The 16,419-nt window shown below is 65.5% G+C and carries 15 protein-coding genes and 2 pseudogenes; 6 read left to right on the top strand and 11 right to left on the bottom strand.

Translation table 11 applies throughout. The features are described from left to right. Positions 1-65 precede the first annotated feature (65 nt). Together MVA47_RS10225 and MVA47_RS10220 are read left to right on the top strand one after the other, a co-directional pair. The gene (locus tag MVA47_RS10225) at positions 66-923 is read left to right on the top strand and encodes an RNA polymerase sigma factor SigJ (protein ID WP_247207774.1); all 858 of its coding nucleotides are present in this window, start codon (positions 66-68) and stop codon (positions 921-923) included. 26 nt (positions 924-949) lie between these two features. After that, a complete protein-coding gene (locus MVA47_RS10220) occupies positions 950-2,107 on the top strand; it encodes a pyridoxal phosphate-dependent aminotransferase (RefSeq protein ID WP_247210706.1) in 1,158 nt (385 codons plus the stop codon). A gap of 33 nt (positions 2,108-2,140) precedes the next feature. Here MVA47_RS10220 and MVA47_RS10215 read toward each other — a convergent pair whose 3' ends face one another. Next, positions 2,141-3,154 (bottom strand): hemolysin family protein, encoded by a 1,014-nt coding sequence (locus MVA47_RS10215; protein ID WP_247207772.1) that lies wholly within the window; start codon positions 3,152-3,154, stop codon positions 2,141-2,143. Then, a complete protein-coding gene (locus MVA47_RS10210; protein ID WP_281504704.1) occupies positions 3,151-4,506 on the bottom strand; it encodes a hemolysin family protein in 1,356 nt (451 codons plus the stop codon). Before MVA47_RS10210 ends, MVA47_RS10215 begins: the two co-directional genes overlap by 4 nt. 202 nt (positions 4,507-4,708) lie before the next feature. Here MVA47_RS10210 and MVA47_RS10205 point away from each other — a divergent pair, with 202 nt between their 5' ends. Beyond that, positions 4,709-5,338 (top strand): alpha-ketoglutarate-dependent dioxygenase AlkB, encoded by a 630-nt coding sequence (locus MVA47_RS10205; RefSeq protein ID WP_247207770.1) that lies wholly within the window; start codon positions 4,709-4,711, stop codon positions 5,336-5,338. 6 nt (positions 5,339-5,344) lie between these two features. On the opposite strand, the pseudogene MVA47_RS10200 reads toward MVA47_RS10205, so the two are convergent. The 3 genes and pseudogenes from MVA47_RS10200 to MVA47_RS10190 form a co-directional block, all read right to left on the bottom strand. Beyond that, positions 5,345-6,231 (bottom strand): annotated as a pseudogene (locus MVA47_RS10200) (oxidoreductase). A 49-nt stretch (positions 6,232-6,280) separates the two neighbouring features. Continuing rightward, positions 6,281-7,840 (bottom strand): adenylate/guanylate cyclase domain-containing protein, encoded by a 1,560-nt coding sequence (locus MVA47_RS27015; RefSeq protein ID WP_247207768.1) that lies wholly within the window; start codon positions 7,838-7,840, stop codon positions 6,281-6,283. Further along, positions 7,791-8,051: a hypothetical protein gene (locus MVA47_RS10190; RefSeq protein WP_247207766.1), complete on the bottom strand. Its 261-nt coding sequence runs from the start codon at positions 8,049-8,051 to the stop codon at positions 7,791-7,793. Before MVA47_RS10190 ends, MVA47_RS27015 begins: the two co-directional genes overlap by 50 nt. Before the next feature lie 113 nt (positions 8,052-8,164). On the opposite strand from MVA47_RS10190, the gene MVA47_RS10185 reads away from it, so the two are divergent. Next, positions 8,165-8,779 carry a TetR/AcrR family transcriptional regulator gene (locus tag MVA47_RS10185; RefSeq protein WP_247207765.1) on the top strand — a complete coding sequence of 205 codons (615 nt, stop codon included), beginning with the start codon at positions 8,165-8,167 and terminating at the stop codon, positions 8,777-8,779. 90 nt (positions 8,780-8,869) lie between these two features. Here the strand turns inward: MVA47_RS10185 and MVA47_RS10180 are convergent, their stop codons facing one another. Beyond that, positions 8,870-9,421: a YceI family protein gene (locus tag MVA47_RS10180; RefSeq protein WP_247207764.1), complete on the bottom strand. Its 552-nt coding sequence runs from the start codon at positions 9,419-9,421 to the stop codon at positions 8,870-8,872. Positions 9,422-9,630: 209 nt separating this feature from the next. On the opposite strand from MVA47_RS10180, the gene MVA47_RS10175 reads away from it, so the two are divergent. Together MVA47_RS10175 and MVA47_RS10170 are read left to right on the top strand one after the other, a co-directional pair. Next, positions 9,631-11,253, top strand: coding sequence for an FAD-dependent monooxygenase (locus MVA47_RS10175; protein WP_247207763.1), 1,623 nt, complete (start codon positions 9,631-9,633; stop codon positions 11,251-11,253). Between the two features lie 32 nt (positions 11,254-11,285). Beyond that, positions 11,286-12,035: a pentapeptide repeat-containing protein gene (locus tag MVA47_RS10170; protein WP_247207762.1), complete on the top strand. Its 750-nt coding sequence runs from the start codon at positions 11,286-11,288 to the stop codon at positions 12,033-12,035. Position 12,036: 1 nt separating this feature from the next. Here MVA47_RS10170 and MVA47_RS10165 read toward each other — a convergent pair whose 3' ends face one another. The 5 genes and pseudogenes from MVA47_RS10165 to MVA47_RS10145 all read right to left on the bottom strand — a co-directional run bounded on the left by MVA47_RS10165 (position 12,037) and on the right by MVA47_RS10145 (position 16,361). Continuing rightward, entirely contained in the window at positions 12,037-13,155 is a 1,119-nt protein-coding gene (locus MVA47_RS10165) for an XdhC/CoxI family protein (protein WP_247207761.1), read from the bottom strand. 38 nt (positions 13,156-13,193) lie between these two features. Then, positions 13,194-14,422 (bottom strand): annotated as a pseudogene (locus MVA47_RS10160) (PP2C family protein-serine/threonine phosphatase). Beyond that, on the bottom strand, positions 14,422-15,237 hold the full coding sequence (locus MVA47_RS10155; protein ID WP_281505156.1) for an alpha/beta fold hydrolase: 816 nt from the start codon (positions 15,235-15,237) through the stop codon (positions 14,422-14,424). Before MVA47_RS10155 ends, MVA47_RS10160 begins: the two are co-directional and overlap by 1 nt. A 137-nt stretch (positions 15,238-15,374) precedes the next feature. Further along, positions 15,375-15,923 (bottom strand): DoxX family protein, encoded by a 549-nt coding sequence (locus tag MVA47_RS10150; RefSeq protein WP_247207760.1) that lies wholly within the window; start codon positions 15,921-15,923, stop codon positions 15,375-15,377. Between the two features lie 87 nt (positions 15,924-16,010). Continuing rightward, a complete protein-coding gene (locus MVA47_RS10145) occupies positions 16,011-16,361 on the bottom strand; it encodes a nitroreductase/quinone reductase family protein (protein WP_247207759.1) in 351 nt (116 codons plus the stop codon). Positions 16,362-16,419: the final 58 nt, after the last annotated feature.

The raw sequence follows: 16,419 nt of genomic DNA, 5'->3' as shown, positions 1-16,419 counted from the left end.
GACGACGCGGAGGTGGAACCACCGGCAATGGGCATCTGACCATCGGCAAACTGTAAGCTGTCGAGGTGTCCACTGCGACGTTCGAGCGGAGTGACCCGCAGCTGTTGTCGGTCGGCTATCGGCTCACCGGCAGTGTTGTCGCTGCCCTCGGGATTGCGGCCGACGGCGGTTCCACCTCAGACCCGGCAGACCGCTTGGTCCGCACAGTGCGGGCCGCTCTCGCGGCACTGCAGGCGGCTGCAGTACGCAAACAGACCTATACCGGGCCATGGCTTCCCGAACCCATTGTCCTCGAACCCGATTCGTTCGAGGATCCGCTGGCGTCGGCCGTCGCAGGCGACGGCGCACGCCTGGCCACCATGGTGGCCCTCGAATCACTGTCCCCCACGACCCGCATCTCGTACGTGCTGCGGGATTGTTTCGGAACAGACGCCGGGCAGATCGCCGGCGCCTTGGCGATCTCGGCCGACAAGGTCAACCGGCTCGCCGACAAGGGTGCCGAGCTGATGGCCGACACGCTGCAGCCCGACAGCATCGAAGACCATAACGAGGTGGTCGCGCAAGGCGTGCTCGCGTTGACATTGGGCGACATGGAATCGCTTGCCGCACTTGCTCACCCGGATCTGACGTACTTTGCCGACAGCAACGGGGTCACGAGGTCGGCAACCGGCCCGATCGTCGGCTCGGCCACCGTCCTGCGACTGCTCTCCACCGTGATGACGCGGTACGGCAGCGAGATGACCCGCCACACGCGTCCCGTGCTGATCAACGGCGAGATGGGCCTGCTCACCGACGCCGGGATCCGTGAACAGAGCCCGCTGCATCGGCGGGTGACGGCGCTGGCCGTCAGCGGCGGCAAGATCGTCGCGGTGTACGACCTGTCGAATCCGGACAAGCTCACCGGGACACCACTCTTCCGATGACCAGCGAAAAGAAGCCGGCAGCCCGCATGCGGACGGTCAAGCGCCTACAGCCGTTCTCGTCCACCATCTTCGCCGAGATGTCGCAGCTGGCGGCCGAGCACGATGCCATCAATCTCGGTCAGGGATTCCCGGACACCGACGGCCCGGCGGCGATGCTCGCCGCGGCGCAAGAGGCCATCGCGACCGGCCAGAACCAGTACCCGCCCGGTCCAGGCATCCCGGCCCTGCGGGAGGCGGTGGCCCAGCACCAACTCGATCACTATGGCCTGCAGTACGATCCGGCCACCGAGGTACTGATCACGGTCGGCGCCACCGAGGCGATCGCCGGAGCAATCATCGGGCTGGTCGAGCCCGGCGAACGGGTGGTGCTGATCGAACCGTATTACGACGCCTACGCCGCCGCGACAGCGATGGCCGGTGCCGAGCGGGTGACCATCCCTCTGATCGCCGATGGCGACGGTTTTGCACTCGACCACGACGCCCTTCGCACGGCCGTCACCCCCGAGACGGCCATGGTGGTGATCAACAGTCCGCACAACCCCACCGGCACAGTGCTTTCCGATGAAGATCTGAGGGCCATCGCCAAGGTCTGCATCGACAACGACGTGCTGGTACTGACCGACGAGGTCTACGAGCACCTGGTGTTCGACGGGCGGGTACACACGCCTCTGGCGACGCTGCCCGGGATGCGCGAGCGCACGTTGCGGGTGTCATCGGCAGGCAAGACCTTCAACGTCACCGGATGGAAGGTCGGGTGGATCAGTGGTCCGGCCGAGTTGATCGCAGCGGCCCGAGCCGCCAAGCAGTTCATGAGCTTTGTCGGCAGCGGCCCGTTCCAGCCGGCAATCGCCGTCGCTCTGGGCACGGAGATGGAATGGGTCCGGCGATCGTCGGCCGGGTTGCAGCGCAAGCGTGACCTCATCTCCGCCGCGCTGACGGACGTGGGCTTCGGCGTCCACCGCAGCGAGGGCACCTACTTTGTCTGCGCCGACCCCCGGCCACTCGGCTACCACGACGGCGCCCAGTTCTGCCGCGATCTGCCTGCTCGCATCGGGGTCGCCGCGGTCCCGGTCAGCGCGTTCGTGGACCACCCCGAGCAGTGGACCCATCTGGTGCGGTTCGCGTTCGCCAAGGAGGACGCCGTGATCGAACAGGCAGCCGAGCGCCTCCGCGCCCTGTCCTGACGGTCGAATACCCTGGTCAGCGCCGACTCACGATCAGGCGTCGGCACCCACCGGCAGCAACCGCAGCAGCACATCGTTCACCGTGAGGATTCCCGGCTCACGGTTGCTGTCGTCGACGACCACCATCACGTGGTTGCTCTCGGCCTTGGCCCGCTGCAGCGCCTCGTAGACCGGGGTTGTCCCGGGCAGGGTCAGCACCGGGCGCATCAGCTCCAGAGCAGGACCGCTCTGCGGCACCCCGATGGTGTCGCGCACGTGGACCATTCCCTCCACCGTGTGGCGACCCCTGACCAGGATCCGCAGATGTCCACTGCCGGTGGCGGCTTCACGAACCTGCGCCACGGTCGCATCGGCTCGGACACTCACCGGCTCGATGCCCGGCGTCAGCAGTTCCCCGATCGTCACACTCTCCAACTCCAGGGCGGCCATCAACTGGCCGTGGTAGCGCTCGTCGAGTGTGCCGACCGTCGCCGAGTGCTCGACGAGATGCCGTAGCGTTGCCGAGTCCTGCCCGGACTCGAGCTCGTCGACCGGTTCGACTCCCACCTTGGCCAAGAACCAGTTCGCCATGTGGTTGAGCGCCAACAAGATCGGCCGGGTGAGCACCATGAAACCCCTCATCGGCAGGGCGAGCAGCGTGGCCGATCGTTCGGGATGTGCAATGGCCCACGACTTCGGTGCCATCTCACCGACAACCAGGTGCAGGAAGGTGACGATGATGAGGGCCAGAACGAATCCGGCGACGTCCGCGAGCCATGAGGGTGCGCCCCAGTCATCGAACAGTGGGGTGAGCCAGTGGTGCACAGCGGGTTTGGTGACCGCACCGAGCGCCAGGGTGCAGACGGTGATGCCCAACTGTGAACCCGCCAGCAACACCGACAGTTCGGAAGCACTGCGCAGGGCGGCGCGGGCCGCACGGCTGTCGGGTGCGGCATCCTCGAGTCGGTGACGGCGTGCGGCTATCAGCGCGAACTCGACGGCGACGAAGAAGGCACTGGCAGCGATCAACGCCACCGTGATGGCCAGGACAATCCATGGATTACTCATGAGTGGATCTCCGTACCGCTGATCGTCACCAGGAGCGATGACGGGACCCGGTTGTCGATGGCCAGCACCTGTGCCTTCAGAAGTCGCGGGGCCGGGGTCGACTCGTCGACCAGGTCGGCCGGGTCGGGCGAAAGAGGGATGGCGACAACGTCGTTCACGGCGGGAAAGTCGGCGAACCTGGAAACCACCAGACCCGAGAGCGTTTCGACATCGCCTTCCGGTATCCGGTGTCCCACCAGTCGCTCCACCTCGTCGAGGTGCACATCCCCGGCGATCGTCCAGCCGTCCTCGCGCGACCCGCTGATCGCGACGTGACCGTCGTCGTGTTCATCGGCGATGTCACCCACCAGCTCTTCAGCGATGTCCTCGATGGTGATGACTCCGGCAAATCCGCCGTACTCGTCCACCACGAGTGCCATCTCCGCCGATGCGCCCACCAATCGCGAGACCACCTGCGGCAGAGGAAGACTGGTGGGTACGATCACCGCTTCACGCATGCAGGACGCAGCGTCGGCACCGTCCGGCTGCACCGACAGCAGGTCATGCAGATCGATCACACCCAGCAGATCATCGGAAGTCGTACCGACCACGGGGTAACGCGTGTGGCCACTCCCCATGGTTGTCAGCACCTGCGTCACCGGGGCGTCGGCACTCACGGTGTCCACCCGGGCGCGCGGCACCATCGCGTGTTCGGCGGTGCGATCGGGGAAGTCGAGGATCCGGTCGAGCAGCGCGGAGAGTTCCGCGGGCAACTCGCCGACTTCGCGAGACCTGGCGACGATGTGCTCGAGATCGCGAGCGGTCGCCGAGTGCTCCACGTCGTGCACCGGTTCGATGCGCAGGGCTCGCAGCAACAGGTTCGATGACTGGTCGAACAACCAGATCAGCCAGCCGAAGAGCGAGAGGTAGATGGTGGTCGACAGGGCGAGCCGGCGCGCGACGGGTTCGGGGCGCGCGATCGCGAGGTTCTTCGGGAACAGCTCGCCGAAGAGCATCTGGACGAAGGTCGAGAACACCACCGCGATGACAGCGCCGACGGCGATACCTACGCCGGTGGGGATGCCGACTCCGCCGAGCAATTCCCCCAATCCCCGGCCGATGAGCGGTTCGGCGACATAGCCGACCAGCAGGCCGGTCACGGTGATCCCCAGCTGCGCCCCGGACAACATGAACGATGTGCGCCGGGTGACCTTGAGCGCGCGGGCGGCTCCCGCATCACCTGCCTCGGCCCGCGCCTTGAGACGGGATCGGTCAACCGACATGAAAGCGAACTCTTGGGCGACAAAATAGCCGGTCATCGCGGTGATGAGCAGGACGACGCCGACACCGAGGGCGATGGTCAGGACAATCAACGTCGGGTCAGCCCCGCTCGCGGTTGTTCACTGGTGATGCTGGACAAGAATGGGCGCGATGCGCTCGACATGACTCTTTCTGGCAGATGGCGCGTTCGTCGGCGACGAACCGTCGTTGGTAAAGAGTTACTTTACCTAAGGTCTGACAGTCTCGTCAATCATTCTATTCGCACGCGTGTTCGATAGCGGCTATCCTGGAACCATGAATGCCGGTCGCCAGGCCTCACTGTTCGAGGAAGCATCCACGGACCCGGCGCTGTCGGAGCTGGGAAGCGCAGTCGTCAGGCGCCCGCTCACGCACGGCGCCTGGGTGGACCTGCGGCCCGGCTGGATAGTCGGCGCGGACGAACTGTTCAGCCGCCTGTCCGCCGACGTGCCCTGGCGCGACGAGCGACGCACGATGTACGACCGAGTACTCGATGTGCCCCGTCTGCTGTGCCACTACGGGGAACATGCGCAACTGCCGCATCCCCTCTTGGACAGATGTCGCGAGGCCCTCGGCCATCACTACCGCCGCGAGCTACCCGAAGGGTTCGCCACTGCCGGACTCTGTCTGTATCGCAATGGAAACGACAGTGTCGCGTGGCATGGAGACAAGATCGGCCGGGGCAAGACCGAGGACACGATGGTCGCCATCGTGTCCCTCGGCTCACCCCGGCCACTCCTGTTACGTCCGGTCGGCGGCGGCGCGTCGTTGAAGTTCACCGTCGGCCACGGCGACCTGCTCGTCATGGGCGGCAGCTGCCAGCGCACGTGGGAGCACGCGGTGCCCAAGACCACCGGTGTGGGGCCTCGCGTCAGCGTGCAGTTCCGGCCGCGCGGCGTGCTGTGAGCTCGATTATCGCGATACCTGCTCGAACGAGTACTCGACCCCGGTGAGTGATTCGGACAGGTCCCACAGCCCGGCTGCCATCAGCTCATCGTGTGATCGCTTGTTCGACTTGGCGGGTCCGGGTGCCCCGCGCATCCCACCCAACTGGGTCGGACCATAGAAGGCACCCGAACGCGCCTGCGGGGACGTCGCCGCATACAGCTGCGGAAGTGCGCCGTCGGCAGCGGACTGGGCGAAGTAGGAGCCACCCAGCGCCATCACGCGATCCCAGATCGACTCGGTGTGCGACTGAAGCTCCGTCGATGCGTAACCGGGGTGCGCCACAATTGATTTCACGTGCGAACCCACCGCGGTGAGGCGCTTGGCCAATTCATACCCGAACAGCAGGTTGGCCAGTTTGGACTGACCGTAGGCGGGCCACCGCGAGTACCGACGCTGGCGGTAGTTGGGGTCCTCGAGGTTCATCTTGCCGATCTGGTGCATGGACGACGACAACGTCACGACCCGGTCGGACACCTTGGGCAGGAGCAGACCGGTGAGCGCGAAGTGCCCGAGATGATTTGTGCCGAACTGCATTTCGAACCCATCTGCGGTGCGCCCCTGCGGGACCGCCATCACGCCGGCGTTGTTGATCAGCACGTCGATCGGCCCCGTTCGTTCGGCGCATGCACGAACCGAGTCCAGGCTCGCCAGGTCGAGTTCGGTGATCGTGGCGTTGTCGCCGATTCGCGCGGCGACCGGCTCCGCCTTGGCGACGTTGCGGCAGGCGAGGATCACCCGCGCGCCGGCGGCGCCCAACGCGAGTGCGCTCTGCTCACCGAGCCCGCTGTTCGCTCCGGTGATGAAAAAGTCCGTCCGGTTTGGTCAGGAATATCCGATGTGTTCCAGCTCATGCTCACAACCTACCTTCGTTCGGATCCCGCTCGGTTCGTTCGAAACATCTCATTGCCGAGGACGCAGCCCCAACACCGTCGCCGGTATCTTCAGTGCACCCTCGACCAGCGTCCTGAGGTTCCACTCTTCCGAATCATTCGCCACGGCAACGGTGTACAGCTTGGTGGGTTCGGCGCGACCACGTAGCACCAGGGACCCGATCGAGTTCCACTCTCCGGCCTCGACCTCGGACGACGCGAGCGCCGAACCACTGGCCAGTACATGAGACCGCACTGACTTGGCGGCCTCCGACAGTCGTGCCGATTCGTTGACGGCGTCCCCCACCACGGTGTACTCGTACCGCGTGGTCGCGCCGATGTTGCCGGCAAACACCACACCTGCCGAGACGCCGATCGAAAATCGCAGTGGCCGCAGAACTTGGAGTTCGGAATGCAGATCGCGCGCCGCGGCGAGCGCAGCTCCCGCCGGGTCGTCCACCGGGCTGGGCGCCCCGAAGATCGCCAGCGCCGCATCACCCTCGAACTTGTTGATGAAGCCGCTGTGCCGATCGACGACGTCGGCGACGATCGCGAAGAAGCTGTTCAAGATGGCCGCCACGGTGTCCGGGGCTTCGCGTTCGGCGAGTCGGGTGGATCCCTGGATGTCGACGAAAAGGACTCCGACAAAGGTGTTCTCGCCGTGGAAGCCATCGCCGCGTTCCATCGCGAGCTTGGCGACACCGTCGCCCACATGTCGTTCGAAGAGTTCGCGGATCTGTTCGCGCTCGGCGAGTCCGCTGACCATGTCGTTGAATCCCTGCTGCAGGATGCCGAGTTCGGACGAATCGTAGACGTCGAGTACGGGATACGTGTGCGCCACCTGCACCTCCTCCATACCCACGCGGATCTCACGCAGCGGGTCGGTGATGGACCGCGACACCAGGAAGGTGGCACGGATACCACCGAGGAGGCAGAACGTCGCCAGCACGACGGTGGGGGCGTCCAGTACATAGCGATTTTCGGGCAGCCAACCCGTCGCGCGGCCCACGTTGATGGCGATGATGCCCAGCAACGGCACCGCGGAGAACACGATCCACACGGCGAGAAGCCGTTCACGGACGCCGAGCAGCGACCCAGCGAGAACCCCATCACGCATCGCGATGGCGACGATCGGCCGCGAAACACGTTCGACGAGAAGGTACGTGAGACAACCGGCAGATGTTCCCGCCATCAGGAACGCAGAGCCGAACACCACGAACTCGACTGCGGTACCGCCCAGCCCGAAGGGTATGTAGATCGCGGCCCCGGTTGTCCAGGTGACCATTGCCGCACTTGCCTGCTGCAACGGCATCATCTGGATCGATCGTCGCCGGGCGGGTGAGGCCGCGACGGCCTTGGTGAACCACATCAACTGCGGATACACCAGGTAGGCGCTCAGGCTCCCACCGATGAGAAGAGCGCCGACCACGGAGGCGATGATGACCGGAACATTCGACGTGTCGACCATCCCCCACACACTCAACTCGCCACCGGTCATCACCAGCCGCACCATGACGACCATCTCGATGGCCGCGAAGGTGTTACTGGCCACCAGGCCGAGACCGGCGAGGATGAGGAAGCGATTGGCCACGTGCCGCCGGGCTGGCCGGGCCGTCTTGACTGGGATCGGGGACGCCGATCAGGAACTCGTCGATTCGCCGAACCGCCCGTGACGCGCCGACAAGCGGTGAGGAGGCGGCGTGAGCCCGGGCGATGCGGCGGCGACGCGACAACCTGGCCACCGCGGCACGCTTGCCGGAGACACCACTGAGCAGCGATCGCCAGCCGATCGGGTGCGCCATCGTCGGATTCCGCCTTCTCTCGCCGCTGATCATGCCCCCGGACGTGGCCAGATCGCGATCGAAGTCACGGCTGAGTATACATAGCGCAACTCGAGTTGCGTTAGAGTCGATCAGTGACCCAGTCCAGTTCGCCGAAGCGGCCGGCGCGCTCCCATCGTCGCGGTGCGGCGGTGCGCGACGGGGTCATGTCGGCGGCGGTCCACGAGCTGCTCAATGTGGGATTCGACGGACTCACCATCGCGCAGGTGGCCGACCGCGCAGGCGTGCACGTCACCTCGGTCTACCGACGATGGAAGACCAAGGAGCAACTGGTCACCGACGCGCTGATCAACCACCTCGACCCATCGATACCCGCGCCCGACACCGGTTCGCTGCGGGGCGACCTGATCGCCATGTGTGTCGATCTCAACGTGTCGCTCACCAGCCCACAGATGAAGGCACTGCTGAGGTTGTCTGCGATGCCGGTGGAGATCGACCCACTCGGCGACGCCCGGCGGCGCATCATCGACGCCAGGACCGAGGCACTCAAGACGGTCTTCGCGCGGGCCGTCGACCGCGGTGAGCTCAGTGCGGACAATCAGCCCGACTATTCCATCGCAGTCGAGGTGATCCATGCGCCGATCTACGCGCGGGTGTTGCTCAATCGCGAGCCTGTGACCGGCGACTTCGTGGCCTCACTGGTCGACATGCTGCTGACCGGACTCGGCGGGACCCGCTCCCCCACATGAAATTCGCGCCGCCTACCGACGGACGCTCCGGTTGTAACGGGCGCGTACGTCGACAGGCGGCGCGAATCTCAGGAGGGCCGGGGGCCCAGATCAGGCTTCGGCTTTGCCGGCCTCGATCTCGAGTGTGATGGTCACCTTGTCGCCGACGACGGTGCCGCCGGTTTCCAGGGGCATGTCGATGTCGATGCCGAAGTCCTTGCGGTTGAGCACAACCGAGGCCTCGAAGCCTGCGACCGGACCGTTGCCCATGCCGGGGTTCACGCCGTTGAACTCGAGCTTGAGGGTGACGGGCCGGGTGACACCGTGAAGGGTGAAATCACCTTCGAGGAGGTAGTCGCCGCCGTCGGGCTTGACCGAGGTGGAGGTGAAGGTGGCGGTCGGGTACTTCTCGACCTCGAAGAAGTCAGCAGACTTGATGTGTCCGTCGCGCTGTTCGTTGCCGGTGTTGATCGAGTTGACGTCGATCTCGGCGGTGACGGCGGGGTTGCCGTTCTCGTCGACCGTGATGGCGCCGGAGAAGTTCTCGAACTTGCCGCGAACCTTGCTCACCATGAGGTGACGTACGGAGAAGTTGACGGCCGAGTGAACCGGGTCGATGGTCCAGGTGCCGGTCTCGAGTGCGTTGTTTACTGCAGTGCTCATTGTGGTGGTCTCCCTTGTCGAGCTGTGGTTTCGCCTACGTGAAGTGTAAACGGACCTCGGTCCGAATAATTCCCGAGTCATCAAACCAGTGCGCCTGGGGTTCACTGATCTGCACTTATGTCCGGCAAATGTGACCGGAACCACAGTCTCCGAGTCGGAGTTGCCGCATAATTCGGTGCATTCAGACGGCTCGAGAACAGGTGGTAAGCATGGCCGACACGGACGTCCTCATCGCGGGCGCAGGACCGATCGGCCTCACCGCCGCAATCGAACTACGACGGCACGGCGTGCGATGCCGCATCGTCGACCCGTTGCTCCAACCCCCGCAGTACGCAAAAGCTGTGGGTGTCCAGCCGCGCACCCTGGAGATCTTCGAGGGGATGGGTGTTCTGCGCCAGGTCCTGGACGCGGCCATCCAGATGCGTGGCCAGATCGTGTACGTCAACGGCGAGCGCGTCAGCCAACTCGAATTGACACTGCCCGACGACATCCCCTTCGGGTTCACAGCCATCCCCCAGTACGACACCGAACGCATCCTGCGCGACCGGCTGGCCACCCTCGACCTTCCCGTCGAGCGAGGTCTGCGGCTGACCGGCTTCGAGCAGGACGCCGACGGTGTGCGGGCGACTCTGGCCGGCGACGACGGCGAGCAGACGGTTCGAGCGCGCTACCTCATCGGCTGCGACGGCGCGCACAGCATCACCCGCAAGACACTGGGCCTGACGTTCGAGGGCGCGGCGTTTGAGGAGCAGTACATGCTCGGTGATGTCGAGGTCGATTGGGATCAGCCGGCCGGATTCGGAATCCGCTCCATGCACCAGACCGACGGAGCCACCGACGACGTCCTGGTCTGCATCCCGCTACCTGGCCGCGGCCGCTACCGCATGTCGATGCTGGTGCCCGACGAACTGACGGCGAAGAGCACGACCACCGACTCCGGTGCGGTCGCGCACGGATTCGAAGCGGGCCGGCAGCCCGAACTCCACCACATCCAGGACGTGCTGGACCGGCTTGCGCCCGAGCCCACCCGTGCGACGAACCTGCGGTGGTCGTCGGTGTTCCGCATCAGTCATCGCATCGTCGATTCCTATGGCGCACAGCGGGTGTTCGTCGCGGGCGACGCCGCGCACATCCATCCCCCGACCGGCGCGCAGGGCATGAACACCGGTATCCAGGACGCGCACAATCTGGCCTGGAAGATCGCCTTGGCCGTCGACGGGCATGCGTCGCCCGACCTGCTCGCCAGCTACGACGCGGAGCGTCGTCCGGTCGGGGAAGAGGTGGTGGGCAGAACTGTTCGCAGTGCCCGCGAGGGCATCGGTGCCGACTCCGACGACCTGACCCACATCATGAAGCGTGAGGCCCAGCTCCTCATCGACTACGCAGGCAGTCCGATTCTCGGGAACGCCCCGACTGGCCGGGCGCTCGTCGCGGCAGGGCTGCGGGCTCCCGACGCCACCGGCCTCACCCGACCGGCCGTCAGTGGGACCTTTCGACTGTTCTCGCTGCTCGATCGTCTTCGGCACACCGCAATCCTCTACGTGGACAACATCTCCGGCATCGACGACCTCACACAGCTGGAAGATGTCGCGACAACCGCGGCCGACGCAGCCCACGACCTTCTCGACACCTACCTGGTGGTTGCCCCGGGCGTCGATCCTGGGCAGAGCCTGCTGCCCGTCATCACAGATTCCGATGGACTGTTCGCTGCGGCATACGGTCCGGGTGACAGGTCGCTGTACGTCATCCGCCCCGACGGGTACCTCGGATACGCCCAGCACGGCATCGACGCCGGCGCGGTGGTGGACCACCTGAAGAAGACCTTCAGCTGACTCGTTCGCGTTGTCCCGCCCAAACGGCCTGTGTGGGCGATGATGAGGCGGTGATCGCGCGATCCCTTGCTGACGGTTCAGGACCCCGGTGGTGGGTCAGAGATGTGGTCGTGGCCGGGATCGTCGCGGTCTTCGTCAGTGTCGCCACGATGATCGGCCAGAAGATCATCGACGACGTGCGCGCCGACCGAGACCACGAGATCTCGGACCGCCAGAGTCAACGTGCCGAGCGCCTCGAGAATCTCCGCTTCATCCGCGGTCGCTCCAATGCCGATCCCTCTGTGGAGCGGCCGTTCTACGGACTGGACCTCGCCGGACTGAGCCTCTCCGGCCTGGACCTGCCGGGAGCGAACTTCAGTGAGGCCGACCTGCACGGGTGCGATCTGCTCTCGACCAACCTGCAGGGGGCCAATCTCTCCTACGCGAAGCTCGGGGACACCATTCTGCTGGGCGTCGATCTGCGTGATGCCAACCTCGTGGGCGCCGAGTTCACCGACGTCACCATCGACAACGAGGTGGCCGCCAATCCTGCGCCCGGGCAGGCAGGCCGGCTGACCAGTTTCGACGGCGCCGCGCTACAGGCGGTCGACTTCAGCGGGGCGGTGCTGTGGGATGTCAGCTTCGCGGGCCACGACCTGAGTCACGCGAAGTTCACCGGCGCAGAGCTTTTCGGAGTGGACTTCACCGGCGCCAACCTCACCGACGTCGACTTCGACGAGGTCAAGTACGACGGTGCCACCATGTGGCCCGAAGGTTTCACCCCGCCACCGAGCACCGACTGACTCACTCGTGGTGGATACGGCCGTCGGTCTGCGACAGTGGCCGGCCGGCTCCGCCCCAGCGGCGGGCGATGATCTCGGCGGCGATCGAGACCGCCGTCTCTTCCGGGGTGCGGGCTCCCAGATCGAGCCCGATGGGACTGGCGAGCCGACTCAGTTCGTCGTCGGTGAGGCCTGCTGCCCGCAAACGCTCGACCCGGTCGTCGTGGGTGCGGCGTGACCCCATGGCACCGATGTACCCGACATCCGGTATGCGCAAAGCGACTTCGAGTAGCGGCACATCGAACTTCGGGTCATGGGTGAGAACGCAGATGACACTGCGCGCATCGAGTGCATCGGCCTCCACCTGCCCGGCGAGATACCGGTGCGGCCAGTCGACGATCACCTCGTCCGCGGTCGGAAACCGTGCGGACGTGGCGAACACCGAACGCGCGTCGCAGACGGTGACGCGATATCCGAGGAACGAACCCTGCTCGGCGACGGCCGCCGCGAAGTCGATCGCGCCGAACACCAGCATCCTCGGCCGCGGCGCGAAGCTGGAGACGAACACCGACATACCTTCGCCGCGGCGCTGGCCATCGGGGCCATAGGTGAGGACCTCACTGCGTCCGGCAACAAGCAGCCCGCGTGCGTCGTCGACGACAGCGCTGTCCATCCGGTCCGACCCCAGTGTGCCGCTGACCTTCTCCGGCGTGATGATCAGCCGGCGTCCCACCTCGTCGGTGTCGGTGTGGTCGATCACGGTCGCGACTGCCACGGGCCGATGGTGCTCGATATGGTCGGCGACGTCGCCGAGTTCGGGAAACGTTTGCTGTGAAACGGCCTCGGCGAACACGTCGATCACACCGCCGCACGTCAGGCCCACGGCAAATGCGTCGTCGTCGGTGATCCCGTAACGCTGCAGCACAGGAATGCCGGTGCGCGTCGAGTCGGTTGCGAGTTCGTAGACGGCGCCTTCCACACATCCACCCGACACCGAACCGCTCACCGTTCCGTCCGAAGCGACCACCATCGATGCGCCTGGCGGTCGCGGGGCCGAACGAAAGGTCCGCACAACGGTTCCCACACCGGCCGTCCCGCCCGAACGCCAGATCGTCATCAGATCCGTCAGCACATCCTGCATGTTCACCTTCACGCCGAGGTCGTGGAAAATTCCACAGATCAGGTCGATGTGTTCTCTCGTGCCACGCCCAGCGCCATGACCGCGGTGTCGTCTTCCAGACCGGTTCCGAAGCTTGCCAACAGTTCACGCAGGTCATCGACGATCGCTTCGGCGGTGGTCGGTGCGTGCGCTGCCGCGAACTCGATCAGCGCACCGTCGTCATCGTATCGCTCTGTACCAGGCCCGATTCGGGCCTCGGTCAACCCGTCCGTGTAGAGCACAAGAGTATCGCCGGCCGACAGGTGCACCCGTTTCGAGACGAACTTGGGGTCGCGAAGGATGCCGACGAACTGGCCCCCGCGGTGCTGATGTACTCCGCCTCCCCGTCCGCGGTGAGCAACAGCGCCGGAGGATGCCCACCGCTGGCGAGGTGGACGTCGAACCCGTCGTCGCGACGGGTCAGAACACCGAAAACAACTGTGCAGAAACGTGGTTCGTCACCGTGATAGTTCGAGTGCAGTACCGCGTCGAGGTTGTGCAGCACGGCAACGGGGTCGTCGTCGAACACCGCAGCGGACCGCAACGTGTACCGGGTCAACGATGTGACCGCCGCCGCCGTTGCCCCCTTGCCGCACACATCTCCGAGGAAGAATCCCCACTTGTGGTCGGACAGGGCGAACAGGTCGTAGAAGTCGCCGCCGACGTCGTCGGTGGACGCGGGGTGGTAGTAGGCCGCCGCATCCATACCGGCGGGCGGGGTGAGCGACGGTGGCAGAAGCGATCGTCGCAAGGTCGAGGCGAGTACCTGTACACGGGCCCGTTCGTGCTCTGCCATTCGCCGCTCTTCGAGCAGTTGTTTCTCGTACGCTCTGCGGTCGCGGGCATCCTGAAGGGTGATGCGTACCAGCACCACCGACCCCGAGGCGTCGGTCTTGACGTTGGCGGTGACGAAGACGGGAAGTCGTTCACCCTGCGCCGCAACAAGGTCGACGGTGATCCCGCTGAGCTCGCCTTCGAGCTGCAGCAAGGGCGCGAAGTGGGTTTCGTAGTGGATTCGACCGCCTGCGGTGAGCAGATCGGTGAACGGCTCATCCAGCAACGCGTCCCGCTCGAATCCGAGCCACGAAGCGAGCGTGGCGTTGATCCGAGCGATGCGGCCGTCGGGCCATGTCGACAGGTACCCGCAGGGCGCGTTCTCGTAGAGATCTTCGAGGTTCTCCTCGAGGATGTCCGCGTGCTCGATGGAACGGTCGCCTGGTTGCCGGAGTTCGCGTGGATCCCGCTGCATCAGCGGTGGCCGGCAAACGCGGTGATTGCCTCCGTGGTGGCCTCAGGCGCACTGAGCTGAGGACAGTGGCCGCTCGCGTCGAGTGTCACCAGTTCACTCCCGTCGATGCGTTCGTGAACATAGGCGCCGACGTGGCGCGGGGCCAGCGAGTCCCTGGCGCACTCGATGACGAGGGTCGGAATGCTCACCCGCGCGAGGTCCTCACGGTTGTCGGACAGGAAGGTGGTGCGCGCGAACACAAGCGCCTTGGCCGGATCGGTGCGGCAGAAACTCTCGGTCAGTTCGCCGCCGAGCTGGGGCCGATCGGGATTGCCCATGATGTTCGGGGCCATGGTCTGCGACCACCCCAGGTAGTTGGCTTCCAGCGACTCGAGCAGTTCATCGATGTCGGCCCGAGTGAATCCGCCCCGGTAGCCGTCGGACTCGTCGTCCACATACCGCGGCGAAGGAGTGAGGAGCACGAGTTTGGCGAACCTGCTCGGATCGGCCGCGACGGCGAGGACACCGATCATCGAAGCGACGGAGTGGCCGACGAACACGACGTCGCGCAGGTCGAGACCTTCGACCAAGGCGAGAACGTCCTCGGCGTAGGCATCGAGTGTGGAATAGCGCTCGGCGTCCCACGCCGAGGGGTCCGAGGCGCCGGCTCCGACATGGTCGAAGAGCACAACGCGGTAGTCCGCGACCAGTCGTTCGGTGACCAACCGCCACAGATTCTGATCGCATCCGAAACCGTGTGCCAACACGATCGTCGGGCCACCGTCCCGCCCGACGATCTTCACATTGTTCTTGGCACGCACATCCACGTCCCACATCTTCTCATCCGACACGTGGGTCGTGGTGACGCAAGTGCCGAAAACGTGCCGCGTACCGCCGTGCGCGGGGCCGGGTCGTCGACGTCGAGACCCGGCGCCGACGACACCGAGACGACCCGGAGACGAGCTGGACGCGACTAAGCGGTCTCGGTGGAGTCCGCTGCAGCAGACGCCTGCGCGACGGCCTTCTGACGCCGGGCCACCACATATCCTGCTCCGGCACCCGCAGCCGCCAAGGCGCCGATGGCCACTCGGCTGGTGTTGAGGCGATGCCCGAGAGCCGCGTCGACGGAGTACTTGCCCGGTCCGGTGAGAGCCAGCGCTGCGGCGGCAAGGCCCAGCGTGGCCGGGTATTCGTAGCCACCTGCGGTCGCGAAGAAGCCGGCCGGCTTGTGCACCGCGGCCGCGCCGATCATCGCACCGACAGCACCGGCGGCGGCCACAGGAGTGGCAGCTCCGATTGCGATGAGCGCTCCCCCGGCTTCGCTGATACCCGCGACGGCAGCAGAGGGCTTGGCCGGCTTGAACCCCATCCCGTCGAACGCGCCGGCGGTGGCGTCGAGGCCGTGTCCGCCGAACCAGCCGAAGAGTTTCTGGGTGCCGTGGGCGAACAGGGTGCCGCCCACGCCGACTCGCAGTGCCAACAGACCGATGTCCAAGGTGGACCGTTTTTGTGCAGATGCCATTGTTTTGTCTCCTAACGACACCGAAACGATACTCCGGTCCGTTTAGGTGGAGACGCGACCACCCCCGCCTCCCGGGGGCGACGTCGTTCAGGCGCTTTTGTCGTCCAGCGTCACCTTCACCGAGACCTGGCCGCGATCGTTCCGCCGACTGATCGCGTGCCCGGTTCGTTCCGCGCCGTGAAGCGTCACCGTCACAGGGCCGCCCTCGCCGGAGAAGTTCCGCCACCAGTTCTTCTTGTCGGGGAGCGCAACGCCGATGAGCAACTCGTCACCCCGCTGCTTGTAGCTCACCGGCAGACTGAAAGTCTTTCCCGACTTACGGCCCGTGTAGGTGAGCATCAGCATCGATCCGCCGGCGACCTTGTCGACCCCGGGCGCCTTCATCGCCGCGACGACAACTTTGTTGACCGCGCCGGCGACCTTCTGGAATGTGTTCACGTCCGTACCTCTTCTCGATCGGTCCATGTTGTCCGATCTCACCGTAATCACCCCGACC

Origin of the sequence: Williamsia sp. DF01-3, from assembly GCF_023051145.1 — a bacterium.
Lineage (GTDB): Bacteria > Actinomycetota > Actinomycetes > Mycobacteriales > Mycobacteriaceae > Williamsia.
The sequence above is the reverse complement of the archived record's forward strand: the minus strand, read 5'-3'. Positions and strand labels throughout refer to the sequence as shown.